The organism is Mesorhizobium sp. P2_C4 (genome assembly GCF_056404575.1).
In genome coordinates this window covers 150,683-177,666 of the sequence record NZ_JBFUDT010000001.1, presented here as the reverse complement: position 1 = coordinate 177,666, position 26,984 = coordinate 150,683, and the positions used below count along the sequence as shown (strand labels likewise).

The 26,984-nt window shown below is 63.9% G+C and carries 32 protein-coding genes; 11 read left to right on the top strand and 21 right to left on the bottom strand.

What is annotated here, in order from left to right; all coding sequences use genetic code 11:
• Position 1 precedes the first annotated feature (1 nt).
• The 3 genes from AC1DX6_RS00935 to AC1DX6_RS00925 all read right to left on the bottom strand — a co-directional run bounded on the left by AC1DX6_RS00935 (position 2) and on the right by AC1DX6_RS00925 (position 3,884).
• Positions 2 to 1,894, bottom strand: a complete 1,893-nt coding sequence (locus AC1DX6_RS00935) for a tripartite tricarboxylate transporter permease (protein ID WP_477310328.1) — start codon at positions 1,892 to 1,894, stop codon at positions 2 to 4.
• 51 nt (positions 1,895 to 1,945) lie between these two features.
• Positions 1,946 to 2,995: a hypothetical protein gene (locus tag AC1DX6_RS00930; RefSeq protein WP_477310326.1), complete on the bottom strand. Its 1,050-nt coding sequence runs from the start codon at positions 2,993 to 2,995 to the stop codon at positions 1,946 to 1,948.
• A gap of 145 nt (positions 2,996 to 3,140) precedes the next feature.
• A complete protein-coding gene (locus AC1DX6_RS00925) occupies positions 3,141 to 3,884 on the bottom strand; it encodes a cation efflux transmembrane domain-containing protein (RefSeq protein WP_477310324.1) in 744 nt (247 codons plus the stop codon).
• Between the two features lie 64 nt (positions 3,885 to 3,948).
• Here AC1DX6_RS00925 and AC1DX6_RS00920 point away from each other — a divergent pair, with 64 nt between their 5' ends.
• The 3 genes from AC1DX6_RS00920 (at position 3,949) to AC1DX6_RS00910 (ending at position 6,476) form a co-directional block, all read left to right on the top strand.
• Positions 3,949 to 4,374, top strand: coding sequence for a MerR family transcriptional regulator (locus AC1DX6_RS00920; RefSeq protein ID WP_477310322.1), 426 nt, complete (start codon positions 3,949 to 3,951; stop codon positions 4,372 to 4,374).
• Positions 4,375 to 4,485: 111 nt separating this feature from the next.
• The gene (locus tag AC1DX6_RS00915; protein ID WP_477310320.1) at positions 4,486 to 6,168 is read left to right on the top strand and encodes an FAD-dependent oxidoreductase; all 1,683 of its coding nucleotides are present in this window, start codon (positions 4,486 to 4,488) and stop codon (positions 6,166 to 6,168) included.
• Entirely contained in the window at positions 6,168 to 6,476 is a 309-nt protein-coding gene (locus AC1DX6_RS00910; RefSeq protein WP_477310318.1) for a UBP-type zinc finger domain-containing protein, read from the top strand. Before AC1DX6_RS00915 ends, AC1DX6_RS00910 begins: the two co-directional genes overlap by 1 nt.
• 21 nt (positions 6,477 to 6,497) lie before the next feature.
• Here the strand turns inward: AC1DX6_RS00910 and AC1DX6_RS00905 are convergent, their stop codons facing one another.
• Positions 6,498 to 6,674 (bottom strand): hypothetical protein, encoded by a 177-nt coding sequence (locus AC1DX6_RS00905; RefSeq protein ID WP_477311915.1) that lies wholly within the window; start codon positions 6,672 to 6,674, stop codon positions 6,498 to 6,500.
• A 177-nt stretch (positions 6,675 to 6,851) separates the two neighbouring features.
• Between AC1DX6_RS00905 and AC1DX6_RS00900 the strand changes: the two genes are divergently transcribed.
• Entirely contained in the window at positions 6,852 to 7,145 is a 294-nt protein-coding gene (locus AC1DX6_RS00900) for a type II toxin-antitoxin system TacA family antitoxin (RefSeq protein ID WP_477310316.1), read from the top strand.
• Entirely contained in the window at positions 7,142 to 7,645 is a 504-nt protein-coding gene (locus AC1DX6_RS00895; protein WP_477310314.1) for a GNAT family N-acetyltransferase, read from the top strand. Before AC1DX6_RS00900 ends, AC1DX6_RS00895 begins: the two co-directional genes overlap by 4 nt.
• A 49-nt stretch (positions 7,646 to 7,694) precedes the next feature.
• Here AC1DX6_RS00895 and AC1DX6_RS00890 read toward each other — a convergent pair whose 3' ends face one another.
• From AC1DX6_RS00890 to AC1DX6_RS00855, 8 genes are all read right to left on the bottom strand, one after another.
• On the bottom strand, positions 7,695 to 8,498 hold the full coding sequence (locus tag AC1DX6_RS00890) for a maleate cis-trans isomerase family protein (RefSeq protein ID WP_477310312.1): 804 nt from the start codon (positions 8,496 to 8,498) through the stop codon (positions 7,695 to 7,697).
• Positions 8,499 to 8,565: 67 nt separating this feature from the next.
• On the bottom strand, positions 8,566 to 9,807 hold the full coding sequence (locus AC1DX6_RS00885; RefSeq protein WP_477310310.1) for a D-amino acid dehydrogenase: 1,242 nt from the start codon (positions 9,805 to 9,807) through the stop codon (positions 8,566 to 8,568).
• A gap of 275 nt (positions 9,808 to 10,082) precedes the next feature.
• Positions 10,083 to 11,264: a trans-sulfuration enzyme family protein gene (locus AC1DX6_RS00880; RefSeq protein WP_477310308.1), complete on the bottom strand. Its 1,182-nt coding sequence runs from the start codon at positions 11,262 to 11,264 to the stop codon at positions 10,083 to 10,085.
• On the bottom strand, positions 11,261 to 12,685 hold the full coding sequence (locus tag AC1DX6_RS00875; RefSeq protein ID WP_477310306.1) for a pyridoxal-phosphate dependent enzyme: 1,425 nt from the start codon (positions 12,683 to 12,685) through the stop codon (positions 11,261 to 11,263). Before AC1DX6_RS00875 ends, AC1DX6_RS00880 begins: the two co-directional genes overlap by 4 nt.
• 349 nt (positions 12,686 to 13,034) lie before the next feature.
• Complete coding sequence (locus tag AC1DX6_RS00870; protein WP_477310304.1) at positions 13,035 to 14,390, bottom strand: FAD/NAD(P)-binding protein; 1,356 nt, start codon at positions 14,388 to 14,390, stop codon at positions 13,035 to 13,037.
• 25 nt (positions 14,391 to 14,415) lie between these two features.
• The gene (locus AC1DX6_RS00865; RefSeq protein WP_477310302.1) at positions 14,416 to 14,892 is read right to left on the bottom strand and encodes an RrF2 family transcriptional regulator; all 477 of its coding nucleotides are present in this window, start codon (positions 14,890 to 14,892) and stop codon (positions 14,416 to 14,418) included.
• A gap of 146 nt (positions 14,893 to 15,038) precedes the next feature.
• Positions 15,039 to 15,182, bottom strand: a complete 144-nt coding sequence (locus AC1DX6_RS00860; protein ID WP_477310300.1) for a hypothetical protein — start codon at positions 15,180 to 15,182, stop codon at positions 15,039 to 15,041.
• A 189-nt stretch (positions 15,183 to 15,371) separates the two neighbouring features.
• The gene (locus tag AC1DX6_RS00855) at positions 15,372 to 15,557 is read right to left on the bottom strand and encodes a hypothetical protein (protein ID WP_477310298.1); all 186 of its coding nucleotides are present in this window, start codon (positions 15,555 to 15,557) and stop codon (positions 15,372 to 15,374) included.
• Between the two features lie 309 nt (positions 15,558 to 15,866).
• On the opposite strand from AC1DX6_RS00855, the gene AC1DX6_RS00850 reads away from it, so the two are divergent.
• The 4 genes from AC1DX6_RS00850 (at position 15,867) to AC1DX6_RS00835 (ending at position 19,180) form a co-directional block, all read left to right on the top strand.
• Positions 15,867 to 16,226 (top strand): septal ring lytic transglycosylase RlpA family protein, encoded by a 360-nt coding sequence (locus AC1DX6_RS00850; protein WP_477310296.1) that lies wholly within the window; start codon positions 15,867 to 15,869, stop codon positions 16,224 to 16,226.
• A gap of 291 nt (positions 16,227 to 16,517) precedes the next feature.
• Positions 16,518 to 17,795: a polyhydroxyalkanoate depolymerase gene (locus tag AC1DX6_RS00845; protein WP_477310294.1), complete on the top strand. Its 1,278-nt coding sequence runs from the start codon at positions 16,518 to 16,520 to the stop codon at positions 17,793 to 17,795.
• Positions 17,796 to 17,988: 193 nt separating this feature from the next.
• Positions 17,989 to 18,606 (top strand): transglutaminase-like cysteine peptidase, encoded by a 618-nt coding sequence (locus AC1DX6_RS00840; protein ID WP_477310292.1) that lies wholly within the window; start codon positions 17,989 to 17,991, stop codon positions 18,604 to 18,606.
• 340 nt (positions 18,607 to 18,946) lie between these two features.
• Positions 18,947 to 19,180, top strand: coding sequence for a hypothetical protein (locus tag AC1DX6_RS00835; protein WP_477310290.1), 234 nt, complete (start codon positions 18,947 to 18,949; stop codon positions 19,178 to 19,180).
• Positions 19,181 to 19,271: 91 nt separating this feature from the next.
• On the opposite strand, the gene AC1DX6_RS00830 is transcribed toward AC1DX6_RS00835, so the two are convergent.
• Genes AC1DX6_RS00830 through AC1DX6_RS00815 form a run of 4 tightly spaced genes read right to left on the bottom strand, consistent with a single transcriptional unit; the run spans position 19,272 to position 22,007 of the window.
• The gene (locus tag AC1DX6_RS00830; protein WP_477311871.1) at positions 19,272 to 19,640 is read right to left on the bottom strand and encodes a helix-turn-helix domain-containing protein; all 369 of its coding nucleotides are present in this window, start codon (positions 19,638 to 19,640) and stop codon (positions 19,272 to 19,274) included.
• A 13-nt stretch (positions 19,641 to 19,653) separates the two neighbouring features.
• Entirely contained in the window at positions 19,654 to 20,178 is a 525-nt protein-coding gene (locus AC1DX6_RS00825; protein WP_477310288.1) for a Smr/MutS family protein, read from the bottom strand.
• Complete coding sequence (gene mltA, locus AC1DX6_RS00820; protein WP_477310286.1) at positions 20,175 to 21,275, bottom strand: murein transglycosylase A; 1,101 nt, start codon at positions 21,273 to 21,275, stop codon at positions 20,175 to 20,177. The genes AC1DX6_RS00825 and mltA overlap by 4 nt, the downstream gene beginning before the upstream one ends.
• A gap of 24 nt (positions 21,276 to 21,299) precedes the next feature.
• Entirely contained in the window at positions 21,300 to 22,007 is a 708-nt protein-coding gene (locus tag AC1DX6_RS00815; RefSeq protein WP_477310284.1) for a Tim44/TimA family putative adaptor protein, read from the bottom strand.
• A gap of 199 nt (positions 22,008 to 22,206) precedes the next feature.
• On the opposite strand from AC1DX6_RS00815, the gene AC1DX6_RS00810 reads away from it, so the two are divergent.
• Both AC1DX6_RS00810 and secB read left to right on the top strand, forming a co-directional pair.
• Complete coding sequence (locus AC1DX6_RS00810) at positions 22,207 to 22,707, top strand: FxsA family protein (RefSeq protein WP_477310282.1); 501 nt, start codon at positions 22,207 to 22,209, stop codon at positions 22,705 to 22,707.
• A 198-nt stretch (positions 22,708 to 22,905) separates the two neighbouring features.
• On the top strand, positions 22,906 to 23,406 hold the full coding sequence (gene secB / locus AC1DX6_RS00805; RefSeq protein WP_477240168.1) for a protein-export chaperone SecB: 501 nt from the start codon (positions 22,906 to 22,908) through the stop codon (positions 23,404 to 23,406).
• A gap of 217 nt (positions 23,407 to 23,623) precedes the next feature.
• On the opposite strand, the gene AC1DX6_RS00800 is transcribed toward secB, so the two are convergent.
• The 5 genes from AC1DX6_RS00800 to AC1DX6_RS00780 all read right to left on the bottom strand — a co-directional run bounded on the left by AC1DX6_RS00800 (position 23,624) and on the right by AC1DX6_RS00780 (position 26,955).
• The gene (locus AC1DX6_RS00800) at positions 23,624 to 23,911 is read right to left on the bottom strand and encodes a GIY-YIG nuclease family protein (protein WP_477310280.1); all 288 of its coding nucleotides are present in this window, start codon (positions 23,909 to 23,911) and stop codon (positions 23,624 to 23,626) included.
• A 122-nt stretch (positions 23,912 to 24,033) separates the two neighbouring features.
• Positions 24,034 to 24,747 (bottom strand): DNA polymerase III subunit epsilon, encoded by a 714-nt coding sequence (gene dnaQ, locus AC1DX6_RS00795; RefSeq protein ID WP_477310278.1) that lies wholly within the window; start codon positions 24,745 to 24,747, stop codon positions 24,034 to 24,036.
• Positions 24,748 to 24,924: 177 nt separating this feature from the next.
• Positions 24,925 to 25,530: a dephospho-CoA kinase gene (gene coaE / locus AC1DX6_RS00790; RefSeq protein ID WP_477310277.1), complete on the bottom strand. Its 606-nt coding sequence runs from the start codon at positions 25,528 to 25,530 to the stop codon at positions 24,925 to 24,927.
• The gene (locus tag AC1DX6_RS00785) at positions 25,527 to 26,369 is read right to left on the bottom strand and encodes a shikimate dehydrogenase (RefSeq protein ID WP_477310275.1); all 843 of its coding nucleotides are present in this window, start codon (positions 26,367 to 26,369) and stop codon (positions 25,527 to 25,529) included. Before AC1DX6_RS00785 ends, coaE begins: the two co-directional genes overlap by 4 nt.
• The gene (locus AC1DX6_RS00780; RefSeq protein ID WP_477310273.1) at positions 26,362 to 26,955 is read right to left on the bottom strand and encodes a Maf-like protein; all 594 of its coding nucleotides are present in this window, start codon (positions 26,953 to 26,955) and stop codon (positions 26,362 to 26,364) included. Before AC1DX6_RS00780 ends, AC1DX6_RS00785 begins: the two co-directional genes overlap by 8 nt.
• Positions 26,956 to 26,984: the final 29 nt, after the last annotated feature.

The window sequence follows — 26,984 nt, the reverse complement described above, 5'->3', positions numbered from 1 at the left end:
GTCAGTGAAACAGGCCGGCGCTGAGCAGGCCGAACCGCAACGGCCTGCCCATCAGCCCTTCGATCATCAGGGCTTGCAGGACCGCCACCACAATCAGGATCGCAGGCATCCATGCCCAGCGACCGGCAAAGGTCTTTCGCGCCGACGCAAGAAAGCCGAGCGACGCCGGCACGATGCCGACCACGGGAACGGCCGCAAGCAAAAGCGACAAGGCAAGACCCATGCGCAGCGAGATCGACGGCGACGGCGCCGGGGGTTCGCGCTGGATGCGCCATAAAGTGAAGAGCGACGCGCCGGTCAGGATCGCGGCGGACAGGATGGGCGCGATCCTGGACGTTCCGGTAAAGCCGGTAGCGGTGATGATGGCCCAAAGGCCGAGCGCGGCCATGCCGGCAAGGGCGCCGAAGGCCACTGGGCGAGAGCGCCTGGTCATGCTTTGCGGACCCTCCTGCGGTCGCCTGAGCCGCCACAGCACGGCCAGCAGCGCGCAGCCGAGCAGCAAGACGCCTGGCCGAAGCAGGGCCGTGGGTCCGAAAATCTGCAACGTCTTGCCCAGTGACTTCTCGACCATCGGGCCGATGACGAAGCCGAGCAGAAAAGGCGCGCGCGGAAGTCCGGCCAGAAAGAGTGCGACGCCGAGCAAGCCGCCGGCCGCGAACTGAACCAGTCCGAGCGAATTGGTCGCCGAGCCCAGAGCCGCGGTGACGACGGCGACCAGCGCGAAGACCGCGATGGCCTTCGGCCGCAGGCCGGTGAAACGAACCAGCCAGGGAACGACGAGCAGGAACAGCGGGATGGTCAAGAGGTTGGCCAGAATGACCGTCCAGGCGAAGGTCATCGCCGTCGGCAAATGCGTCGTCAGCATGGTCGGCCCGACTTCGAGGCCGAGCATGGCAAAACCGCCGAGCAGAATGGCCATGCTCGAACTGCCGGGAATGCCGAAAAACACCGTGGGAATGAGCGCGCCGCCCTCCTTGGCGTTGTTGGCGGCTTCCGGCGCAACCACGCCGGCGATGGCGCCTTCGCCGAGCGGCACGTCACCGCTGTGGCGGGCGGACGCGTCGGCATAGGCGATCCACACCGCAACGCTCGATCCGGCGCCGGGCATCATGCCGACGACGATGCCGATGACCGTCGAGCGCAGCATGATCATCTTGTAGCGGAAAGCCTCGGCCATTCCCGAAATCATCCTGGGAAGCTCGGCGGTCGTCGCCGGCAGCGGCTTGTTGTCCGGGCTGCCCGCGAGCGCCAGCATCTCGGGAATGACGAACAGGCCGCCGATCACCGAGATGGTCTCGAGGCCGTCCCACAGTTCGAGCCTGCCGAAGGTGAAACGGGTTTGGGCGGTCAGCGCGTCCATTCCAACTGTCGAGGCGAGAACACCGAGTGCGGCGACCGCCAGCCCGGCGCTCGGCTGCCGGTCGGAAAGCGACGAGACCAGCGCCAGCCCCAGCAAAGCGAGAACCAGGAACTCCGGCGCGCCCAGATTGCTGACGATCGGCCGCACAACAGGTGCGGCGAGCATGAACACGATGGCGCCCAGCACGCCGCCCACCGCCGAGGCGGACAGGCTGGCGCCGAGCGCCTCGGCGCCCCGACCCTTGCGCTGCAGCTGAAAACCATCGAGCGCGGTTGCGGCCTCGGAAGCGGATGTCGGCAGGCCATAGGCGATGGGGGTGATCGACCCCGAGGTATGGACCACGGCGTGCAACGAAATCAAAAACACCGCGCCCCCCAGCGGCCCGAACAGAAGCGCAAGCGGCAGGGCAAGCAACAGCCCGATGCGGCCGCCAATGCCCGGCACAATTCCTGCGATGAAGCCAAGCGCTACGCCGAGAAGCAGCCCGGGCAGAAGACCGGGATCGAACAGGGCCCGCAAAGCATCTAGAATCAAGCGATCACTCTGGTCCTGGCCTTTAAGAGGGGAAAATGATCGCTGCCTCGATCAGCAAGACCGGTCACCGTCGGCGCGGCGGCGGCCGCACTTCAGCGCGGCGACCATGCCGCCACGCAGCTCGAGCTTGCGGGCAAGCAAGGCGGTGACCTTCTCCTGAACCTCGGCCCCGCCCGCCGGATCGATCTGCAGCCTCTGGGCCTTGGCGTCGGCTAGGAAAGCGGGATCGGCAACGACCTTGTCGAAAGCCCCGCGCAGCACCGCCAGATCGCCCCCGTCAATGGAGGGTGGCGCTGCTATCCAGCGGCCCAGATTGTTGATCAGTTCGATCATGTCGATGAGCGATGCGAAACCGGCCGGCGCGATATCGCGCAGCAGCGGCACCGATGTCGGGACCGAGGGATGCGGCACCTCGTTCAGGCGAAGCAGCGCGACGGCTTCGTTGTTGTCGAGCATCTTCGCCTGGCTCGGATAGGAGCCGACGATCACCTGACCCTCGCCGCTCAGGAAGGCCAAAGCGCGCTGGCCGCCATCGTAGCCCGGTACCGGCTTTATCGGCAGGCCCAGCATGGCATTGAGCAGAAAACATTCCGAAGCACTGCGCGAAACGATGCTGCTTGCCGGAAAGATCGCCGGTTCGACCCGCTGCGACAAGTCCTCGACCGACTTTATGCCACTTCGCGTGCTGGCGATGACGATCCGCTCATCGACCGCCATCTTGCCGATCCACTTGAAGGCGGCAAGGCTTTTGGTCGCGGGGTCGTCCTTCTCGATCTCCGAAGTGAGCAACGCACCCTCGAACAAGCCGATCGTCAACTCACCTGGCGCGGCCTCGGCGATGTGCTTTGCCGCAAGCCTGCCGTCGGCAGCCGGAACAACCTCGACCGTGAGCCGCGCATTGGGCAGAGCCAGAGCGAGATGTTTTGCGAAAAGCCGGGCATAGAGTTCATAGCCGCCGGCTCCCTCGTTGCCGATCAGGAACGAAATCCTGCGGCCATCGAGCGCTTGCGTGCGGCCTATGGCAGGCGCCACCAGCAGCCCCGCGCCAACCGCCATAAAGGCACGGCGAGACAGCCGGCTAAATTCTCTTTTCTCAGACAAAGATTTCCTCCAAACCACATACCCGGCGGCAGCTTACCCCATGTCTGGTGGATTTGTCGCACGACAAAGGGCGTCGCCTCCCGACATCGGGAAAAGGGCGTCGCTCGTTCGAGGATTGCAATCTGTCGGTCGGCTCAGTTGCCTCTTATTCCGCAGCTGCAAGCTGTCGGCCTTGGCTGTATTCATCCCAAGCCTGCCTCAAGATTTGAACGGACGAAGTCAGGAAAATTCCCGCCATCAGCGCGGCCACAATAAGATCCGGCCAAGCGGTGGATGTGCCCCACACTCCCAGCGCGGCAGCCATCACGACAACATTGCCGATGGCGTCATTGCGCGAGCAAAGCCAAACCGACCGGACGTTCGCGTCCCCATCCCTGTAGGGGCGCAGCAACAGCACGGAGCCGAGGTTTGCAGCCAGCGCCATAAAGCCGATGACGCCCATGACCTCCGCGCTTGGAAGGCCCAGGATCAAGGTTTGGTAGACTGTCGAACCGAACACCCACAGCGCCATGACCAACAGCGAAAGCCCCTTGAACAAGGCCGCTGTCGCCCGTGTTTGCAAGGTCGCACCGATCACGGCCAGGCTCAGGCCGTAGGTGACGGTATCCGCCAGGAAGTCCAGGGCATCCGCCTTGAGGGCTTGCGATCCAGCGAGCTGGCCGGCGACCATCTCGGTGAGGAACATCGCCCCGTTAATCCCGATGACGGCCCAAAGCACCCGTTTGTAGCTGGTATCCATACCATCAAAAACAGGCACTCCGCCCGAGCAGCATGAGGCATTCGCCGCGTCACAACTTGCCGCCTCTGCCTTGGTGACCTTGGCTGGTAGCACCAAGGGAGGCGGGCCTGCGCAGCCAGCTGTTTCATGAGCGCAGCAATCGTCGACCATTGAAAATCTCCACGTTTGCAGCCACCTTAGTCCCTCTAGCCACTAGAGGTTCAAGAGGTTTTTTATGGATTTCTCGATCGGTGAACTCTCAAGGCGAACGGCGGTGAAGGTCCCCACCATCCGCTACTATGAGCAGATCGGCCTGCTGCCGGCGCCGCCACGCACCGAAGGACAGCAAAGGCGGTACGAGAGGGACGCTGTTTCGAGACTGGCTTTCATCAAACATTCCCGCGAACTGGGCTTCGAGGTCGAGGCCATTCGCGCGCTCCTGTCGCTTCAGGACCACCCGGACCAATCCTGTGCGACAGCTGATGCGATCGCCAAGGCCCGCCTGGCAGAAGTCGAGACCAGAATCATGAGCCTCAACGCCCTGCGACTGGAATTGACACGCATGGTCGATGAGTGCGCATGCGGAAGAGTGGCGGAATGCAGGGTTATCGAAACTCTGGCGGATATGAGCCATGGACACGGCCACCTGGCCTTGCCCTGAAGGCGGGCCATGCCCATCCGCAAGGGTAGCGGCTGTCAACCAACCTCGCCTCGCGGCTAGGCGCCGAACAAACCACTTCAAACTCGACAACCGCTTCGGTACGGTCGAACCATGGCTCAACCCACCAACCCGACCGTCACCCGCCGCGACCAGATGTTTCCCATCCTCGCCGATGTGGACATCGAGCGCATGCGCCGTTTTGGGCAAGCCAGCGCCTATGCCGCCGGCGCGCCCATCGTCAAAGCCGGCGATGTGGCGCCCGGCTTGATCGTCATCCTGTCGGGCAAGGCGGATATTACCCAGGGCGGCGAGTTCGGCCGGCGCGAGACGATCGTCACCCACGGCCCGGGCAATTTCCTCGGCGAGCTGGCGCAGCTTTCGGACCGCCCCTCGCTGGTCAATGCCGAGGCGGTCGAACCGGTCGAGGCGTTCGTCATCGCGCCGCAGCGGCTGCGCGACCTGATGGTGCAGGAGGCCAATCTCGGCGAGCGCATCATGCGGGCGCTGATCCTGCGCCGCGTCGGGCTGCTGGAAAGCGGCAGCAGCGGGCCGATCATCATCGGCCCCGCCGGCAATGGCGACACGCTGCGGCTGCAAGGCTTTCTGGCGCGCAGCGGCCAGCCGCACCGGGCGCTTGATTCTGACGCCGATCCGTGCGCGACGACACTGATCGAACGCTTCCAGGTCGACCCGCACCATCTGCCGATCGTGCTGTGTCCGAACGGCAAGCTGCTGCACAATCCCGGCGAGAACGAACTCGCCCGCTGCATCGGCCTGCTGCGGCCGATCGACAGCGCAAAACTCTACGACGTGGCCATTGTCGGCGCCGGACCGGCGGGGCTGGCGGCGGCGGTCTATGCGGCGTCCGAAGGGCTGTCGACGATCGTGCTCGATTGCCGCGCCTTCGGCGGACAGGCGGGCGCCTCCTCGCGCATCGAAAACTATCTCGGCTTTCCCACGGGGATCTCGGGAATGGCGCTGATGGCGCGCGCCTACAACCAGGCGCAGAAATTCGGCGTCGAGATGGTGATCCCCGACGAAGCCAAGCTGCTGAGTGCTGCAAACGACCTGACCGGCGCCCGCTACAGGCTCGATGTCGGCGACGGCGAGAGCGTGCTGGCGCGCACGGTGGTGATCGCCAGCGGCGCGCGCTACCGCCGCCTCGCGATCGCCAATCTGGCGCAATTCGAGGGGACGTGCGTGCACTATTGGGCGTCGCCGATCGAAGCGCGGCTGTGCGGCGGCCAGGAAGTGGCGCTGGTCGGCGCCGGCAATTCGGCGGGCCAGGCGGCGGTCTTTCTGGCCAGCCATGTCCGCAAGGTGGCGCTCTTGGCGCGCGGCGGCAGTCTCGATGCGACGATGTCGCACTATCTGGTCGAGCGCATCAGGGCACAGCCCAACATAGAGGTGCTGACCGAAACCGAGATCGAGGCGCTGGACGGCGACGCGGGCAATCTGAGCAGCATCCGCTGGCGCAACCGCGCCAGCGGCGAGGAAACGACGCGGCCGATCCGCCACCTCTTCCTGTTCATCGGCGCCGACCCGAATACGGACTGGCTGGCGCAGTGCAACGTGGCGCTGGACGCCAAGGGTTTCGTGCGCACCGGAACGGACATAGGATCGGGTGTGATGGAGACCAGCCGCAGCGGCGTGTTCGCCATCGGCGACGTCCGCTCCGGCTCGGTCAAACGGGTCGCTGCCGCCGTCGGCGAAGGCGCCCAGGTGGTGGCGGCATTGCACGCATATTTGGCGCAAGGCGACGCCGTCGCGCCACAAACGGCCAGGAGAAACTGATGGCGGATGAATGCAGACATGCGCATGGCATCAAGGATGTGACGCCGACCGCACTCGGCTGCGAGGAGTGCCTGAAAAGCGGTTCGTGGTGGGTGCATCTGCGGCTCTGCCGCACTTGCGGCCATGTCGGCTGCTGCGACGACTCGCCCAACCGTCACGCGACAAAACATTTTCACGCCACAAGCCATCCGGTCATCGAAGGCTACGACCCGCCGGAAGGCTGGGGCTGGTGCTACATCGACGAGGTGTTTCTCGACCTCGGCGAGCGGGTCACGCCGCAGAACGGTCCGATCCCAAGATTTTATTGAGGCGGCAGTCCAGCCCGTCGTCTATCGCACTGAGCCGGTGACGGTCCGGTCAACGGCGTCGGGATTGCGCTCGTTGCCGGCAAGGGCGGCAATGAGCAGCAGGCTGGCGACCACCGGCACAAACAGGATGGCAACGCGGGCTTGCACATAAAAAATGGCGCGCCATTCGCTGCGCTTTTCGGGGCTGTCGTCCATCATACTCACTCTGTCAGGCCCCCCGGGGCGTGACATAGAGGCGAACGGTTAAACAAAGACTTCCGAGTTTGTTAACTCTCGGACTTTGAACCCTGGAAATCGCACGGCGATCAGCCGCCCGGCAATCCAGATAGATCGAACTATAATGACAACGTCATTACGAACTGCTATTCTCATAGGATGAAACACGAACCTCCAAGTGAAGCTTCCAAGAGAAGCACGCTGAATATCCGTATCAAGCCCGAAGAGCGCGGCTTGATCGACGAGGCCGCGCGCGTGCTCGGAAAGACGCGGACGGATTTCATCCTCGATGCCGCCCGGCGCATGGCCGAGGATACACTGCTCGACCGGACGCTGATCAAAGTCTCTCCGGAAGCCCATGCGGAATTCCTCGCTTTGCTCGATGCACCGCCCAAGCCCAACGAGCGGTTGTCCAGGCTCATGAACGCTCGCTTGCCGTGGGAGACAAAGTGACGCTGCAGGCGCCGATGCCCCTGGAGCGCATCCATGACCTGTCGTCGTTTTCCTCCGGCGTGCCGGCCCTCGATGACTGGCTCAAGCGTCGGGCGCTCGCCAATCAGGATAGCGGCGCGACGCGCACTTTTGTCACCTGCCGAGACGGCAACAAGGTCATTGCCTACTATGCGCTCGCCTCGGGCGGTGTTGCCGCCAGCCATGCGCCGGGCCGGTTCCGACGCAACATGCCGGATCCGATCCCGGTTGCCATTCTTGCTCGCCTTGCCATCGACACCTCGCATCAGCGTCAAGGGCTGGGCGTGGCGCTCGTCCAGGATGCGGCACGCCGGGTGATGAACGCAGCCGGGACACTTGGCATTCGCGGCATCCTGGTACACGCGATTTCCGAGGAGGCGCGGGCTTTTTACATGGCGCTCGGCTTCAATCCCTCGCCGCTCGATCCAATGACGTTGGTGATCTCGCTGGCCGATCTGCGGCACGCCGAGAACGGCGCTTGACAGCTCTTCGATGGCGGCTGGGAGATCCAGCTGGCGCTTCGCAAAAAGTTCAGTTGCTTTTCAATCCGAACAGCCTCCCACCGGCGGCCACCACATCATCCACCCCCGCCAGCCGCAGGCAGTGCCAGGCCATGGCGTGGTTGCTGGAGGTGACGGGAATGCCGATGCGCTTTTCCAGCCCGGCCACCGCTTCGGCGACGCGCAGGCTGGTGCAGGAGATGAAGATCGCATCGACGCCCGGCGTCGCCGCCATCCGCTCGGCGGCGGCTTCGATCGAGGCGACCGAGATGCGGGCGGCTTCGCGGTCGTCTTGCCGGTCGAAGGTGGCGACGGCGGCTATGTCGAGGCCGCGGCCGGTGAAATAGGCAACGAGGCCTTCATTGATGCGGGGCGAGTAGGGCGTCAGCAGGCCGATGCCCTTGACGCCGAGCGCCCGGAACGCGGCAAGGGCCGCGGTGACCGGTGTGGTGCAGGCGATGCCGGGCCGCGCCTTCCTGATCTCGGCGAACACCGCCTCCTCGCCGAGCGTCATCGTCGCCGAGGTGCAGCCGAAGCCGACGACGTCGAGCGGGATGCCGGGCAGGATGAGGTCGACGCATGGCGCGATCCTCGGGCCGATGGCGCGCAAAGTGTCTGGGGTGATGTCGTGGTCGTTGAAGACGCGGGCCTCGTAGAAGGCGACCCCGGGGATGCGAACGAGAGCGCGGAATTCATGCTCCAGCGTCTGGTCGGTGGCCAGTACTGCAAGGCCGATCGCGGCGCGCGACGCCAGGCCGCCGTCGAGGTCTGACGGCAACACGCCGAGGTCGACCGGTCCTGAGGCGGTTGGGCGGGTAGCAGCGTTGAGAGGCATAGTATTCCCCTTCTAGTTTGAGCATGACCTTGTCCAAAAACCGGTTCCCGTTTTTGGGATCATGCTCTCAGTTCAAAAGACCATCCATGGAAATGGCCGGAGTCTTGCCGGCGATCAGGTCGGCGGTGATGCGGGCCGAGCCGTGCGACATGGTCCAGCCGATATGGCCGTGCCCGGTGTTGAGGTAGAGGTTGCGGAAGCCCCGGCGACCGAAGGCGGGGAGATTGTTCGGGGTCATTGGCCGCAACCCCGCCCACATTTCAGCACGGTCGTAGTCGGCGCCTTCGGGGTAGAGCTCCTGCGTCACGCCCTTCATGAAGGCAAAATCGGCAGGCTTGTGGCTGGTGTCGTAGCCGGCGAACTCCGCCGTGGCGGTGACGCGGATGCGGTCGCCGAAGCGCGAGATGGCGACCAGATTGTGCTCGTCGACGGAAGCGATGGTCGGCGGTGCCGGGCGATTGCCGACCGGAATGGTCAGCGAATAGCCCTTGATCGGATAGATCGGCAGGTTGATGCCGATCTTGCCGGCAAGCTTTGGGCTGTGACTGCCGAGCGCCAGCACATAGGCGTCGCCCTTGAAGGCGCCCTTGTCGGTCAGCACCTGCGTGACGCCATCGCCCGCTGTCTCGATGCCGGTGATGGTCGTTTCCGTGTGGAGGACGCCGCCGCGCTCGACGACCTTGGCGGCCAGCGCCCGCGTGAATTTTGCGGGGTCGCCGGTCTCGTCGGTCGGGCAATAGATGCCGCCGGCGATTTTTTCCCGGGCCGAGGCCAGCGGCGGGTCGAGCGCGACGACGCCGTCGCGGTCGAGCACCTTGATCTCCTGTCCGTCGGATTCGAGCAGCTTCATGTGCTCGACACCCTTGTCGAGCGCCTGCTGGCTGCGGTGGAAATAGACGATGCCGCGATCGTTGCGGTCGTAGTCGATGTCCTCGTCGGCAATGACATCGCGCAGGACGGTCTGCGAATAGGCGGCGAGGCGGTGCTTCAGCAGCGTGTTGTGGCGCGCCTTGGCGGCCGTGCACTCCATGAGGAACAGCCAAGACCACGAGTAGAGCCGCGGGTCGCTCGAGAATTTGAAGCGCAGCGCTTGGTCCTTCAGCAGCAGCGATTTCAACAGGATCATCGGCGCCCTGGGCGACGACCATACGAAGGAATGGCCCGGCGCGATCATGCCGGCATTACCCCAGCTGGTCTCGGCGGCGACTTGCGGCTGGCGCTCGATGAGCACGACCTCGTGGCCGTCCTTTTGCAGCTGATAGGCCGTGGTGACGCCAACGACACCGCCACCCAGCACCACTATGCGCATGACGCCTCCGGCAAATCGCAAAGTGAGTACACTTTAGGGTGTACGTCTCTGTCTGCAAGTGCAGACGCCAGCGGGACAGCGCCCCCCTCTGCCCTGCCGGGCATCTCCCCCACATGGGGGGAGATCGGACGTCACGCCGACTTTCGCCAATCGCCAACGTTGCAGAAATGAGCGAGGCGCTGGAACCGCCAATCTCCCCCCCTCGTGGGGGAGATGTCCGGCAGGACAGAGGGGGGCGCGAAGGATCACCACGATGGAAGCGACCCCGATGGCGCTCAGCTCTTCAGCGCCTGCTCCAGATCCGCGATCAGATCATCGCCATCCTCGATGCCGGCGGACAGCCGGACCAGCGAATCGGAAATGCCGATGGCCGCGCGCTTTTCTGCAGGGATCGAGCCGTGCGTCATGATGGCGGGATGCTCGATCAGGCTTTCGACGCCGCCGAGGCTCTCGGCCAGCGTGAACAATTGCGTGCGTTCGAGGAATCGCTTTGTCGCGGCGAGGTCGCGGTCGAGCTCGACTGATATCATGCCGCCGAAGGCATGCATCTGCTGGACGGCGATGACGTGCTGCGGATGGCTGGCGAGACCGGGATAGATGACCCGGCGCACGTCCTTGCGCGCCTCCAGCCATTGCGCGATCTTTAGACCGTTGGCGGAATGGCGCTCCATCCTGAGCGCCAGGGTCTTGATGCCGCGCAGCGCCAGAAAGCTGTCGAAGGGGCCAGAAATGGCGCCGATGGCGTTCTGCAAAAACTTCAACTGGGTGGCGAGGTCCTTGTTGTCGCCGACGATCGCCACGCCACCGACCATGTCGGAATGGCCGTTGAGGTATTTGGTCGTCGAATGGACGACAATGTCGATGCCGAGCTCCAGCGGCCGCTGAATGTAGGGGCTGCAGAAGGTGTTGTCGGCAACGGTGAGAACCCCCTTGCGTTTGGCCAGCGCGGCGACGCCTTCGAGGTCGACGATGCGCAGCAGCGGGTTGGTCGGCGTCTCGACCCAAAGCAGTTTCGTCTCAGGGCGGATCGCCGCCTCGACGGCGGCAAGGTCGGTGAAGTCGACGAAGGAGACCTGTAGATTGGCCGAGCGCTTGCGCACCCGCTCCATCAGCCGGAACGAGCCGCCATAGATGTCGTCGGTGGCAACGATGTGGGCGCCGGAATCAAGCAACTCCAGTACCGTGGCGATCGACGCCAGCCCGGAGGCGAAAGCGAAGGCCGCCGAGCCGCTTTCGAGATCGGCCACGGCGCGCTCGAAGGCAAAGCGGGTCGGATTCTGGCTGCGGGCATATTCAAAGCCTTTGTGCACGCCGGGCGACTGCTGGCCGTAGGTAGAGGTGGCATAGATCGGCACCATCACCGCGCCGGTCAGCGGGTCGTGGCTCTGGCCGCCATGGATGGTGCGCGTCGAAAAGGCCAGTCGGTTCTTGCCCGACGGCGGTGTGCTGGTGGTCATCGTGCGCGCCTCAAATGGTTGATCAGGTCGATGCGGGTTATCAGGCCGACGAAATCGTCGCCATCGAAGATGATCGCGACTTCGTTGCGGTCGAACACCGGCAGCAGAGCGTCCAGCGTCTGGCTGGCCTGCAGCGTGTGCAGATTGGAAGTCATCGCTGTGCGCACCGGGCCGTTGAAGCGTTCCCAGCGGCCGTCATGCGGACCGTCGACCTTGGCCAGGATGTCGCTTTCGTCGACGATGCCGACAAGCTTGCCATTGTCGAGCACCGGCAGCTGCGAAACATCCGAGCGGCGCATGCGGCCATAGGCGTTGAGCAGGCTTTCGTCCGGACCGACGGAGACGGTGTCGCCGGTGCGATGCGAGCGCATCACCAGGTCGCGCAGATCGCCATGCTGTTCCTGCTCGGCAAGGCCTTGCTCGGCCAGCCAGAAATCGTCGAAGACTTTCGACAAATATTTGTTGCCGCTGTCGCAGACGAAGGTGACGACACGCTTCGGCACCGTCTGCTCGCGGCAATAGCGCAAGGCGGTCGACAGCAGCGTGCCCGAGGACGAGCCGGCCAGAATGCCTTCCTTCGACAAGAGATCGCGCACCGCCAGCATGCTCTGCTTGTCGGGGATGGCGTAGGCCTTCTTGACCAGCGACAGATCGGCATTGGGCGGCACGAAATCCTCGCCGATGCCTTCGACGGTCCAGCTGCCGGCCTCTTCCAGCTTGCCGGTCTTGATCAGCGGCGCCAGCACCGATCCCACCGGATCGGCCAGGATCATCTCGGTCTTCGGCGAGACTTTTGCAAAATAGCGGCCAAGCCCGGTCAGCGTGCCGCCGGAGCCGACACCGACGACCACGGCGTCGACGTCGCCTTCAAGCTGCGCAAATATCTCCGGACCGGTGGTGGTTTCATGCGCGGCAGGATTGGCCGGATTGGCGAACTGGTTGGCGTAGAAGGCGCCGGGCACTTCGGCGGCGATCTTCTCGGCCATGTCCTGATAATATTCGTCATGGCCCTTGCCGACATCGGAGCGCGTCATGCGCACTTCGGCGCCGAGTGCGCGCAGATGCTGGATCTTTTCGCGCGACATCTTGTCGGGCACGACGAGGATGATGCGGTAGCCCTTGGGGATTCCGACCTGGGCGAGGCCGAGGCCGGTGTTGCCCGCGGTCGCCTCGACAATGGTGCCGCCGCGCTTGAGCTTGCCCTCCCGCTCGGCGGCGGCGATCATCGACAACGCGATGCGGTCCTTGATCGAGCCGCCCGGATTCTGGCTTTCGAGCTTGATGAACAGCCGGCACTTGCCAGTGTCGAATTTGGTCAGTTCGACGATCGGCGTCTGGCCGATCAGTTCGAGAACCGACGCATAGGGCGGACGCAGGCGCGACAGCGCGCCGTCGGGTGAAGCGATCTTGTGCTCGCTCATGTCGATGCTCCATGGTCAAGGCGAGCGACCGCCGGGGGCGAGCGGTAGCCTATCCTCTTCTCCTGCCCTTTGCAGTCGGAAAGAAGATAGATCATGCCAATCAACCGGCCAGATGCGGAATGAAATTCCGCGTTTGGGCGCCAATGGCTGCGGGTCGCGGGACAGCGCCCCCCCCCTCTGGCCTGCCGGCCATCTCCCCCACAAGGAGGGAGATTGGCTGTCACCACGGCCTTCGCCAATTGTCGTCGTTGGACGTCAGGCGGGGCGCCAAAGCTGCCAATCTCCCCACCCGTGGGGGAGATGTCCGGCAGGACAGAGGGGGGCGCCGTAGAGCGCTGACCCCAACAGCTCAGCCCAGCAATTGCTTGCTCAGCCTCGCACACTGCACGCGAATATCCGGAATGGCGTCGATCTCGAAAAACGTGCCGCGCGTCAGCGGGCCGACCGCGAGGATCTTGGCCGATACCGACCCATCGCTGGCGATGATCTCGCAGTTCGCGGTGACGTCGAGGCCGAGCCGCAGCGGGTCCGGTCGGGCCAGTCCACGGTCGACCAGGGAGCGCACGACGCTGTTCGACGTGGTCGAGATGTCCCTGGCGATGCCGGTGCAATCATAGAGGCGCGCGGCTTCGAATGTTTCGAGGCGCTGCGTGTGGCGGGACTGGACCTCCACCGTGTAGCCGTCCCCCGCCGTGATGCCGAGGATACGCCCCGCGACGGGACGGATGCGGCCCTTTTGTACGGCCTCGGTGACGCGGGCATAGACCTCCGGCGCCATGCGGTGACGATGGATGTCCCACCAGGCCTTGGTGTGTTCGACAAAGCGGCGCTTGGCCGAGGATGGCCAGTTCTGCCAGATCTTCTGGTTGAATGGTCTCAGGCCATCGACGACATCGCGCCAGTCGATGCCGGCCTTCTGGTTCTCGCGGATCAGGTCACGGAACCAGGCGACGAAATAGGACAACTGGGTGCCGAGCGGAATGTCGGCGACGTCGAGCTTGATCGGTTTGCCCTTGCGGTGCGGCGACGGCAGCAGGCCGCGCCGCGACAAAGCGACGATCTCGCCGCGATGGCCGCGCTGTTCGAGCGCCAGGAAGGCATCGACCATGCTCAGACCGGTGCCCAGCACCATCACGCGGCTGTCCGGGTCGAGCGCGGTGTCGGCCTCCGACCCCATTCGGATGGCGTGGCCTTGTCCGGCGCCCGGCTCCTCGTCATGGCCGGTCGCCAGCACGGCGAGATGGGCGACGACGCTGGTGCCATTGGCCAGTGTCACCTCGACGCCGGAGGCATTCGGCGCGATCGACAGGCTCTCCTCGCGGATCAGACGCAAGCGTCCCGTCTGCTCCTCGCGCGTCTCGAGCTCGTCTAAGAGTTCCTTGAGGTAGCGGGCATAGAGGCTGCGCGGCGCATAGACCGGCGCCTGCTCCTGGGTTGCCAGGCCATTTTCCAGCAGCCAGCGCCAGAAATTGCCGGGATCGTCGGCATAGGCGCTCATGCCGGTGGCGGCGACGTTCAGCACATGAGCGGAGAGCAATGTGGAATAGGCCATGCCCTGGCCGAAATGCGGGCGCTTTTCGATCAGCGTCACACGCAGATCGGGATTGGCCGATTTCAACAGATGCGCGGCAAGCACGACGCCGCTGGCGCCGCCGCCGACAATGATGATCGAATTGGGGATGATCGAATTGGCGCGCCCGGTCATGCGCGCACCGGCAGTAGTCGAAGGGTCAGGCCTGGACCTTCACCGCAACCGGAAGGTTGTCGATGTCCCTCGCGACCGTAAGGTCGTCGAGGCCGATGTCGCGCATCTCGGCGAGGCTGCGCTGGTCGAGCACCTCGGCGATGGCCTGCCGGACCTCGAGCATCAGATGTCTGACTTGGCATGTCGCCTCATTGCAGTCTTCGCAGCGCTGATACTGGGTGCGGCTGGCGCAAGGGATCGGCGCCAGGGGTCCGTCGAGCACGCGCACGACGTGGCCGACCTTGATTTCATCGGCCGGGCGGGCGAGGCGATAGCCGCCTTCCTTGCCCTTGCGGCTCTGGACGAAACCGGCATTGCGCAATTCGCCGAGAATGGCGTCGAGAAATTTCTTCGGAATGTTGTTGCCGCTGGCGATGTCGCCGACGAAGGCGAGCTGCCCGACCGGCAATTGCGCGAGGTGGACGAGCGCCTTGAGGCCGTACTTACCCTTTTTTGTGAGCATAAACCGAACGTTTCTCTGTCCTGCGATGGTTTTCGGCCATCGGTTGCGAAACGCCTGGCGTGCCTCCCCGCCGCGTCCAAGCTGTCACGACACATAAATTCTAGTGACATGATATACAAGCCAAGGACGTTGATTTTGCTCGATTTTCAAGCCGCTGAGGCCGTTTTTGCCGGCCTTTGTGCCTTTGAAAGCACAGAAATGCGCCTGACCGGCTGCAGGGCGACAAAGGACGGCGCGCTGGAGGTCCGATGCATGCCGCGCACGATCATGGTGATGCGGTGGTCGCTCATCGTCGCCTCCAACTCGTCAATGTCGATAAGATTACTATACTTAGCCGCGAAGACGCGGAAAGCGTTTTCGAATCGAGGGCTATTTGGGGCATGGATTTGCCGGGCGGCGGGCCGGCTCGGGAATTCCGGTTCGCGGCCGGTTCAGCGAACGAGAAGGCGCCGAAGATCTCTGTCCCAGCGTCCTGAACGTCAGATGCGCGAGCGGTTCGCCCAACTCAACCCGACCAGGCCGACCAGCGTGGTGACGATGCCGATATAGAACCATTGCGTCTGGTCGGTCATGAAGCTTCCCCTGACATAGCCGAGGCCCTGCAATGACCACAGGACGCCGATGGCCAGCACAATCAACGCCAGCAGATTCCTGATCAGTCTCATCGTTGGAATTCCCCTCGCAAGTCGATCGTCAACTGCATCATGGCCGCGATGAAGGTGCGAAAGGAAGCGATCCAGTCGCGCATGCTTTTACTTGCATAGTAACGTTGAGCCTTGGTGAAAATATCCCGGATATTGACACGATAATCACCGGAAGTACGCCGGCATATGGTTAAGGATTCCTGACAAACTGTTTCCTTGCGACTCCAAACGTGTGCTGCCGCCACGGAACTGCCCGGGGTTTGCCGCATTTCCTGCCTTATTCGACACATAACGGCTGGGGTCTGTAAGAAACGGAGCCAATCCCCAAAAATGAAAAAGAACAACCAGACCGCGCTTGTCGCGGTGACGATGGCGGCTGGCCTGATGGTCGGCGCCTCCGTCTCCCCCGCCGCCGCGCAATGCGGCCGTGCCTCCTGGTACGCGCTGCATTCCCGGACCGCCTCGGGCGAGCGCATGAACCCGTCGGCGATGACCGCCGCGCATCGCAGCCTGCCGTTCGGCACCAAGCTGAAGGTGACCAACCAGAACAATGGCCGCAGCGTCGTCGTGCGCATCAACGATCGCGGCCCGTTCATCAAGGGTCGCATGCTCGACCTGTCGAAGGGCGCCGCCAGCCAGCTCGGCTTCATCAGCTCGGGCTATACCGCCGTCTGCGTGGCGCGCGTCTGACCTTTTGTCGTGTCCAGCCCAGCCGGGCACGGCCTATTTTGTCTTGATGCATGTCGTTGTCCCAAAACCGCTGCACACTTTTGGGCGACACGCATTGGCCTTCGCAGCCGCACATTGAGCCGGCTCCGGCTTTCGAGGCGGATTCTCAAAGCCTTAGACGAAAGAATGAGCATATTTCACGCCACGTGACGTATTGCATCGCAGCAATTAGTTGTTAACCTTGCCGCGAGACATTCAAGGATCGGCGCTGCTCGTCGCCCCTTTGGGTCGCATGCAGCAGCGGGGTTCTTGATGTTCTACCAGCTCTACGAACTGAATCATGCCGCCTTGCAGCCCGCTCGCGCCTACGCGGATGCGGTGCGGATTTTTTACCGCAATCCGCTCAATCCGTTTTCGCATACATCCTGGGGCCGCTCGGTGGCGGCGACCGCCGAATTGTTCGAGCGCACCACGCGCCGTTACAGCAAGCCGCATTTCGACATCACCAAGACCGTGGTCGACTGGAAAAACGTCGAGGTCACCGAAAAGACGGTCTGGTCGCGGCCGTTCTGCAATCTCCAGCGCTTCGAGCGCGCCGTTCCTGCCGGGCGCAAGCCCGATCCGAAGCTTTTGATCGTGGCGCCGATGTCCGGTCACTATGCGACGCTGCTGCGCGGCACCGTCGAAGCGATGCTGCCCCATGCCGACGTGCACATCACCGATTGGGTCGATGCCCGCATGGTGCCGCTTGCCGATGGCAGCTTCGACCTTGACGACTATATCGACTACATCATCGACATGCTGCATGCGCTGGGGCCTGACACCCATGTCATGGCGGTGTGCCAGCCTTCGGTGCCGGTGCTGGCGGCGGTGGCGCTGATGGAAACCCGTGGCGATCCCTTCGTTCCCTCGACCATGACGCTGATGGGCGGGCCGATCGATACACGCCGCAACCCGACGGCGGTCAATCTTCTGGCCAAGGAAAAAGGCATCGACTGGTTCGCCGACAACGTCATCATGAATGCACCCTGGCCGGTGCCCGGTTTCGGTCGCGAGGTCTATCCCGGCTTCCTGCAGCTTTCGGGCTTCATGAGCATGAACCTCGACCGCCACATCACGGCGCACAAGGACTTCTTCATGCATCTGGTGAAGCATGATGGCGACAACGCCGAGAAGCACCGCGATTTCTACGACGAGTATCTGGCGGTGATGGACCTGACGGCGGAGTTTTATCTGCAGACCGTCGATACCGTGTTCGTCCGCCACGCTTTGCCGAAGGGCGAGATGATGCATCGCGGCGTCGCCGTCGATACGTCGGCGATCCGCAATGTCGCGCTGTTCACGGTCGAGGGCGAGAACGACGACATTTCCGGCCTCGGCCAGACCCAGGCCGCGCACGACCTCTGCCCCAACATCCCCGCCGAGCGGCACGCCCATTACATGCAGCCGGCGGTCGGCCATTACGGTGTCTTCAACGGCTCGCGCTTCCGCTCCGAAATCGTGCCGCGCATCGTCGACTTCATCACCAGCTATGGCCGCCAGAACCGCGTCGCGGCAAAACCAAGGCTGGTCCGCTCCGCCAAGGGCTGAAGCAAGGGCGCCGCCAGGCGGATATCAAGGCCCCCGGGATGGTGGCATCCGGCGCGCCCGGACCAACCTGTTGCACAAGTGCCGCGTCAGGATCGCGGTGGTAACCATCCCGTCAATGACTCGGCTGTGTCTAATTGACACGGAGTGTAAATCCCCCTTAACGTTTCGTTAACAACAAGGGCGAACGGGGACAATGATTTCCTCACCGATGGCACGGACGCTGCGCTTGTGTGCAGTCGCAGGGCTGGCGATTTCGGGATGCTGGGCTGGCCCGGCATCGGCGGCAGCGTCAATGGCGACCGGAGGCCCGACCTCGCAGCCGATTGGACACTATGATTTCTGCAAGGCCCATCCGAGCGAATGCTCGATCCGGCCGACCAATCTCGCTCCCGCTGCCATGACCGACGCGTTCATGCGCAAGCTGATCAACGTCACCGCGCAGGTCAACGCCGCCGTCAAGCCGATGAGCGACTACGACATTTATGGCAAGGACGAGGTCTGGGCCTATCCCGACAACGGCGTCGGCGACTGCGAGGACTATGTCCTGGAAAAGCGCCGCGACCTGAACCGCTTGGGCGTGTCGCTGGCCGACCTTCTGATCACCGTCGTGCGCAAGCCCGATGGCGAGGGCCATGCGGTGCTGACGGTGCGCACCGACAAGGGCGACTACATCCTCGACAATCTGACCGACAAGGTCCGCTCATGGGACCAGACCGGCTACCGCTTCCTCAAGCGGCAGGCGATCGACAACACCGGCCGCTGGGTTTCGATCCGCGGTGGCCAGCAGGTTCTGGTCGGCGCCGTTCAGTAACGGACTGGGCGCAGAGCATTCGTCATCCCAGGGCGGAGCAGGAGCGACGCTCCGTCGCGGAGACCCTGGGATCCATGCCGTGACATCGGGACAGACGCAGCGGCGCAAGAACGGCCGCCCCGCCATCGACATCACTAGATATTTTTGCACCGCTGCACCGCTCGTAACTCACGGCATGGATCCTCGGGTCTACGCGTCCGCTTCGCTCCGGCTCCGCCCGTGGATGACGAAAGCGAGGCCGCCTCACCGCCATCTGAAAATTCTCTGTCTTCTCCATGAACCATTTCCTCTCGGCCAACGACACATGGCCGCAGACGGAAACCAACCATGGAGAATTCACATGACTGCACTTTTGCGAAATGCCTTTCTTGCCGCCGTTGCGGTATCGGCCCTGACCGGATCCGCTCTGGCGGATCAGACCATCACCTGTTCCAACACCCAGACCAACGACCCGTGGGCCGGCCGCTGTTGCAACGCCGGCGACTCGAACTGCCTGGGCGGCGGTAACAATGGCCACGAGCATGGTAATCCCGGAGGTCGCGGTGGCCCTAACGGTCCGGCCGGCGCAAAGTAATCGCGCCATGCCCGCTGGCTCCCCGCCGGCGGGCATCGCTTTCGGAGTGAAATAGACGTCCGGCGCGAGTGGGTTGACATGGCTGTCGGACTTATGCCGGCCGGCCGAGTGCCGCCCGGATCGACAAGCTGATGCGACGCAGCTCGGCTTCGTCGAGTTTTTCGATGTTTTCGGCCAGCAGATTGGCGAGTTCGGTGGCGGCGGGGGTGAGACCCGACGTGTCGATCCTGACGCGCGGATGCGAGGCCTCGGCAAGCCGCGCCAGCTCCTCCGCATCATCCCAGATGACATTGAAATAGCCGATGATCTTCTGGATCAGCGTCCAGGTCGGCGCGCCCCGGCGGCCATGCTCCAACGCCGACAGATAGGCGGCGCTGACGCCGATGGCCGAAGCCATGTCCTTCTGGCTGACGCCGCGTTCCTGTCGCAGCGACCGCAGCTTTTCGCCGAACGGGGTCACGGCCACGCCCTCATCAGCGCAGCCGCCGCAAGCGGATGTAGAGCGCGCCCGAGCCGCCATGGTTGCGGGCGGCATGGTCGTGGCTGGAGACCAGCGGCCGGAACGCCGGCGTCGACAGCCAGGCCGGCACGGCGCGCCGCAGCACGCCGTCACCACCCGACGACGAGCCCTTGCCGGTGATGACAAGGACATAACGGATGCCGCCGGCATGGGCCCGGTGCAGGAACGAAAACAGCAGCGAATAGGCCTCGTCCTGGGTCATGCCATGCAGGTCGACGCGGCCTTCGATCGGCAGCCGGCCCTTCTTCAACTTGTCCAGCGTCGGTTCGTCGAGCGCATGCGAGACGTGCTGCGCCTTTGGTTTTGCTACCCCTGTGGGGCTGGCGGCGGCTTGAACCGTCGGCGCGGCCGGCTTGGCCTCGGCGCCGATATCCGGAATGTCAACGGCAGTTCTGCCCCTGAGCGGCTTGGCGGTGCGCGCCACCAGGTTCCACAGCACTCGGTCGTCCTCGCTCAGCCTGTCCGTCTTCCGGGTCATGGATTCGCCCCCGAAACGAGCGCGCGCGGGAGCAGCGCGTAGAAATCGGCGGCATTGCGGACGACGCCGGCGATCTCGCCTGCCGCATCGCCCGATCCGGCGAAGAGATCGCCCCGCGCCGGCCCGGTGATGGCCGAGCCGGTGTCCTGCGCGATCATTAACCGCCGGAACGGCTTTGCCTCGAAAGCGGTCAGCGTCGGCGCGTCGATGTAAAACGGCGTGCCAAAGGTGTGCAGCAGCCGGTCGACCGCAACCGAGCGCCCCGGCGTCAGCGGCACCTTGGCGGCGGCGATGGGTCCGAGGGCCGGGTCGTCGACCGCCGCTTCGCGGAAGAAAATATAGGAACGGTTCTGCCAGAGGATCTCGTCGATGCGATCCGGATGCGCCTTGAACCAGGCGCGGATCGACTGCATCGTCACTTTTTCCAGCGGGATCTCGCCTGTTTCACTCAAGATCTTGCCCGGCCCGGTAAAGCGCTGGCCGGATTTGGCGGCATAGGTGATACGGCGCAGCCGGCCGTCGGTCATGCTCAGCCGTGCCGCACCTTGCACATGGATGAAAAAGGCATCGACCTTGTCGGCCAGCCAGGCGATTTCCAGACCCTTGCCGGCGAGCGCCCCGCGCTCGATGGCGCCACGGTCGTAATATTCCGTTGGTCCGTCGGCGCGCGCGAAGGCGAGATAGGGATCCATGCCTGAGGGACGGTTGGCGTCGTCAATGTCGATGAGGTCGGCCGGGCGCGACAGCAGCGGTACGTTGAACCGCTCCGTGCGCACCGGCGAGGCCTCGACCTGTGGCTCGTAGAAACCGGTGACGAGGCCGGCGGCGGCGTTCTCGGCATCGATGCGGGCCGGAATGAAATGACGTTCGAAGAAGCTGCGGGCTTGCGTTCGATTCGGCGACGAAATGGTCCGCGCCTCATCATAGGGGCTGGCAAAGGCGGTGAAGTCGACGCCGAGTGCGCCGGTGCGATAGGGCCTGGTCAGGACATGGGTGGCCGAACGGCGAAAGGCGGCAAACGCCGCCAGATGGTCGTCATCGCCCCAGCCGGGGAGATCATCGAAGGATTTTTCCTGGAAAGACCGGGATAGCGACACGACCGGGCCCGCCGCCGCTGGATTTCAGTCTTCTTCTTCGGTGGCGACGAGCTTCCAGTTCGGATCGCGCGAGCGCGTGTCGCGGGCAAAGGTCCAGACATCCTTGACCTCGGCGACCGTTTCAGGATCGCCATCAATGACCGCGCCGGCCTTGTCGCGGGTCGCCGAAATCAGTTCGCTGATGATGCGCAGCGTGACATGGGCCTCGCCGCCCTTCATTTCGGCCGACACGATGTCGGCCTTGTCGATGCCGACGAAGGAGGACTGGATTTTTTCCGCTTTCGCCTCACGATCGCCGATCGCGGCGACAAAACCGTCGAAAACCTCGCGCGACAACAGGTTCTTCAGCGTCTTGCGGTCGCCGTCGGCATAGGCCATGACGATCATCTCGTAGGCCATCTTGGCGCCGTCGACGAAGGTTTTTGGCTCGAAGGTCGGGTCATTATCCTTGATCGTCCGCAGGCCCTTGTTGAGGTCGGTGTCAGGCTTGGCGAAGGCATCGATGGCGGCATAGGTGTCGCCAACCGGTTCGCCCGGCGCCCGCTTGCGCGGCAGCGAGACCACATTTTCGGGTTTCTGGGTGGCATCCTTGTCGGCGGCGCGGCCAGCCGTATAGGGATCGAAGGGCGGGCGTTCGCTGCCCGTACGGCGACCGAGCACATTGCGCAGCTGGAAAAAGATCACCACCGCCGCAATCAGAAAGAAAATTGTGCCGAAGTCGAAAAAACCCATATCTTCCGCCAATCAATCCCTGGCCTGGCTGGACCGTCGGCCGATCAACAGGCCAAGGTCGCATAGCGTTCAACATCCAAAGCATATAGAACGCAAGGCGCCATCATTCAAATCAAAGGCAGGCATACCTATCTAACTGGCTCAGTGCCAGCGGCGATTGCTCGCCGACCGGCAAAACATGGAACCGATCGGTCAAGACTTGCGTATTTCGTTCCTTCCCCTGTTCCTGCTTGCGCTTCCGTTGCTGGAAATCGCCGGTTTCGTTGTTGTCGGCCGCCAGGTCGGCGCGCTGGCGACAGTCGGCCTGGTGCTGGCTTCGGGCGTGGCCGGCGTGCTTTTGCTCCGGCACCAGGGATTCGGCGTGATGGCGCGGGTGCGCGCCGAGATGGACGCCGGCCGCGATCCCAGCCATCAGCTCGCGCATGGCGCCATGATCGTGGTCGCCGCGATCCTGCTGATCATCCCCGGTTTCATTACCGATATTATCGGCCTGCTGCTGTTCCTGCCGCCGGTGCGCGACCTGGCCTGGCGCAGCCTCAAGGGCCGCATTGTGGTGGCGACCAATTTCACCAGCGGCGGTTTCCGCGGCAGGTCGCGCGACAAGGTCATCGACCTCGACGACGGCGACTATTCGCGCGCGGACGATTTCAAGCGCGGCCCGGACCATAACTCGCCCTGGCGGCGACTGAAGGACGACTGAAGTCGCCTTGAGGACGACTAAGTCGCCTCGAGGATGGATCAGGTCGCAAATTCCCGCTGCCGGCGGCGCCATTCCCCGGAGAAGCGCCCGTTCGTAAACGCGAAGGCGGCAAACCTTGTCTTGTCTTGCCGGCCATGGTAGCGAACGCCCGATTTCAATTCGGGCCGCATCGTCGCCCAGGCAAAAGGACAACGGCTCATGGCCAGCAAAGATGACGCGCCGGTCGGCGCCGCCAACGGCAACGGCGAGACAACGCAGCCTTCGCTCAACGTGCTCGCCCAGTATGTGAAGGACCTGTCCTTCGAAAGCCCCGGCGCGCCGAATTCGCTGCGCGGCCGCGACAAGGCCCCCGGCATTGCCATCAACGTCAATGTCAACGCCAACCCGCTTTCGGACAAGCAGTTCGACGTCAATCTGACGCTGAACGCCAAGGCTTCCTTCGATCAGGAAGTGCTGTTCAATGTCGAGCTGGTCTATGGCGGCGTGTTCGCCATCGCCGGTTTCCCGCAGGAGCATATGCTGCCGATCCTGTTCATCGAATGCCCGCGGCTTTTGTTCCCGTTCGCCCGCCAGATCATCGCCGAAGCGACCCGCAATGGCGGCTTCCCGCCCCTGATGCTCGACCCGATCGATTTCGCGCAGATGTTCCAGCAGAAGCTGGCCGAAGACCAGGCAGCGTCCAAGGTCAAGGTGAGCTGAGGCTGCCCTGCACGGTGATTTGAAAAGCCCGGCCTTGTGCCGGGTTTTTTGTTGGGGTGCCGGGGGCGCAGCGCCATTCTCAACATCTGCAATTAGCCGCCGGCAACCCTGCCTTCGTCATCCTAGGGCGAAGCAAGGAGCGAAGCGACGCAGCGCAGACCCTAGGATCCATGCCGTGACCGTGGTGCAGTGTTCCGGCGGTGCGGAAACCCAGCGCCTACCACCCGGTTCCGCGAAAGAGCTCGAACCACTCCGGATTGGCCTTTTCGATTGCCTCGATCTTCCATTGGCGCGGCCAGCGCTTCAGAGACTTCTCGCGCTGGATAGCGTCGGCAATGTCGAAATACTCCTCATACCAGACCAGCCGTTGCACACCGTAGCGGCTGGTGAAACCCACACCCTGGCCGGATTTGTGTTCTGGCATGCGGCGGCCAAGATCGTTGGTGACGCCGATATAGATCGTGCCCCGCTTCTGGCTGGCGGTCATGTAGACGTAGCCGGTCATGGCTTTAGGGTAGTGAGTGCGGGCGCGCGGACAAGCGCCCTTCTGATCCGCTGTATCCTACGACCACAGTCACGGCATGGATCCTCGGGTCTGCGCCGCGTCGCTTCGCTCCTTGCTTCGCCCTAGGATGACGAAGACGGAGCCACCTTCAACCACAGCGCCTTTTCACCGAGCGTCCCGACCATGCCGGCATGCGCGGCGCGCTCGGCGTCGGTCAGGCGCGGCGCCAGCGGCACCGGCCGGGCGCCGATCGAGATGTCGATATAGTCGACATCCGACCTGCCGGCAGAGGGCGATGCGACGCTGTCGAGGATGAGCGCTGCCTGCTTGCCGCCGATCAGTTCGATATAGACCTCGGCCAACAATTCCGAATCGAGCAAGGCGCCGTGCTTGGTGCGGTGGGCGTTGTCGATGCCGTAGCGGCGGCACAGCGCGTCCAGCGAATTGGGGCCCATCGGATGCTTGCGGCGCGCCAGGGCCAGCGTGTCGACGACAAGCCCATTGTCGATGGCCGGGTGACCCAGGCGGCCGAATTCGACATTGAGGAAGCCGATGTCGAAAGTGGCGTTGTGGGCGACCAGCTTGGCGCCGTCGGTGAAGGCCAGCCACTCCTCGGCGATCTCGGCAAATGTCGGCTTGTCCTTCAGGTCCTCCGCGCTGATGCCGTGCACCGCCTGCGCTTCGGCGTGAACCGCGCGTCCCTGCGGATTGATGAATTTGTGGAAGGTGCGGCCGGTCGGAAAGCGGTTGACCAGTTCGACGCCGCCAAGCTCGATAACGCGGTCCTCGCGGTTGTCGAGGCCGGTGGTTTCGGTATCGAAGATGATCTCGCGCATCGAATCAGTCAGCTCCTGGGGAGCAGAATCATACACCGGAACAAAATGGCAATGGGCAATGCTGACGGCCTGCCGCATGTCCCCGAAAATCGGTATCGATTTTCGGAAAGGACATGCGCAAAATCAAAATGCTACAGCGTCCTTTGCGCGTCCAAACGGACGCGCGGCGCTGTAGTGTCAGGAACCAGCCTTGCCGGACTTATCCCCGGTCAGTTCGCCGATGATTGCGTTGACCGCCGCCTGCGCCGCCTCAAAACCCTGCCCGGTGTCGATGACGAAATCGGCCTGCCGGCGCTTTTCGGCGTCCGGAACCTGCTTGGCCAGGATCGCCGCCAGTTTCTCTTCGCTCATGCCCGGCCGCGCCAGCACGCGGGCGCGCTGGATTTCGGCCGGCGCGGTGACGACCACGACCTTGTCGACGCGGTCGCGGCCGCCGGTTTCGAACAGCAGCGGAATGTCGAGCACGACAAGCGGTGTGCCGGCGGCACGGTTTTTCGCCAGAAAGGCATCGGCCTCGGCGCGGACAAGCGGGTGGACGATGGCTTCCAGCCTTTTCAGCGCGGCGGCGTCGTCAAGCACGCGTCCGGCCAGCGCCGTGCGATCGATCGCACCGGATTTGGCCACTCCGGGAAAGGCGGCTTCGACAAGCGGAACGGCCTTGCCGGAATAGAGGCGATGCACGGTCTCGTCCGAATCATGGACGGGCACGCCGGCCTCGGCAAACATTTTTGCCGTGGTCGACTTGCCCATGCCGATCGATCCGGTGAGGCCGAGCACGATCATGCCTTGGCGCCAATATCGGTGACGATCATCTGGCGCAATTCGGCGGTGACCTCCGGCCTGATGCCGAACCAGCGCTCGAAGCCGGGCACCGCCTGATGCAACAACATGCCGAGCCCGTCGACCGTCTTCAGCTTCCTGGCGCGCGCCGCGGCCAGCAGCGGCGTCTCCAGCGGCACATAGACGATGTCGGTGACGATGGCCTTGTCCGGCAGTCTGGCCGGGTCGGCGGACAGGCCTTCATTGCCATGCATGCCGAGTGCCGTGGTGTTGACCAGCAGGCCGGCGCCGGCAAGCAATTCGTTGGTCGCGCCCAGGCCATGCGCGGTAACGCCGGCACCGAAACGATCGCGCAATTCCTGCGCCCGCGCGAGTGTGCGGTTGACGACGCGGATGTCACCGACGCCGCGCTCGATCAGCGCATGGATGACGGCGCGCGACGCGCCGCCGGCGCCCAGCACCACGGCGGGACCATTGATCGCCCAGCCCGGCGCATGGTCGTCGAGGTTGGCGGCAAAGCCGTGGGCGTCGGTGTTGCCGCCCCACAGATTGCCGTCCTCGAACCACAGCGTGTTGACGGCGCCGATCTGTTCGGCGGCCTCGTCGCGACGCTCGACCAGGGCGAAGGCGGCTTCCTTATGTGGGATGGTGACGTTGCCGCCGCGATAGCCGTTCTTGCGCAGTCCGGCGAGGAATGCGGCAAAGTCCTGTGGCGCGACGTCGACGGCCTGATAACTGCCGTCGATGCCGTATTTTTCCAGCCAATGGCCGTGGATCCTGGGCGACCTGGAATGGGCGATCGGATGGCCGGTGACAAAGGCTTTTTTCGACATTTCAGCCATCGATAGCCCCGAGGCTGCGAAGTTCGGCCAGCACCGGCAGAAGCGGCAGGCCGACAATGGTAAAATAGTCGCCCTCGATCCTCTCGAACAGCTGGATGCCCTCGCCTTCGATCTGATAGGCGCCGACGCTGGACAGGGCCTTGGCGCCGACGCGGGCCAGATGGCGGCCGATAGAGGCCGGATCGAGCTTGCGCATGGTCAGACTGGCGATGCCGACATGCCGCCACAAAACCTTGCCGTTGCGCATGAGCACCGCAGCACTGTTGAGCTGGTGGGTCTTGCCGGACAAAGCCAGTAGATGGCGGCGAGCGCCTTCCATGTCGGCCGGCTTGTGGAACACCTCGTCGCCAAGCGACAGCGTCTGGTCGCAGCCAAGCACCAGGGCGCCCGGCTTGCGCTCACTGACCTCGGTGGCTTTGGCTTCGGCCAGGATCGCGGCAACGTCTTCCGGCGAGACGCCTTGCAGAGGCGCTTCGAGCGCACGTTCATCGACGTCGGCCGGAACCGCCTCGATCGCCACGCCGGCATTGACCAGCATCGTCTTGCGGAACGGACTGCCGGAAGCGAGGATGATTGTTTCAGTCATGATTTTTTGGCGCCCGATTTGGCTGCGAC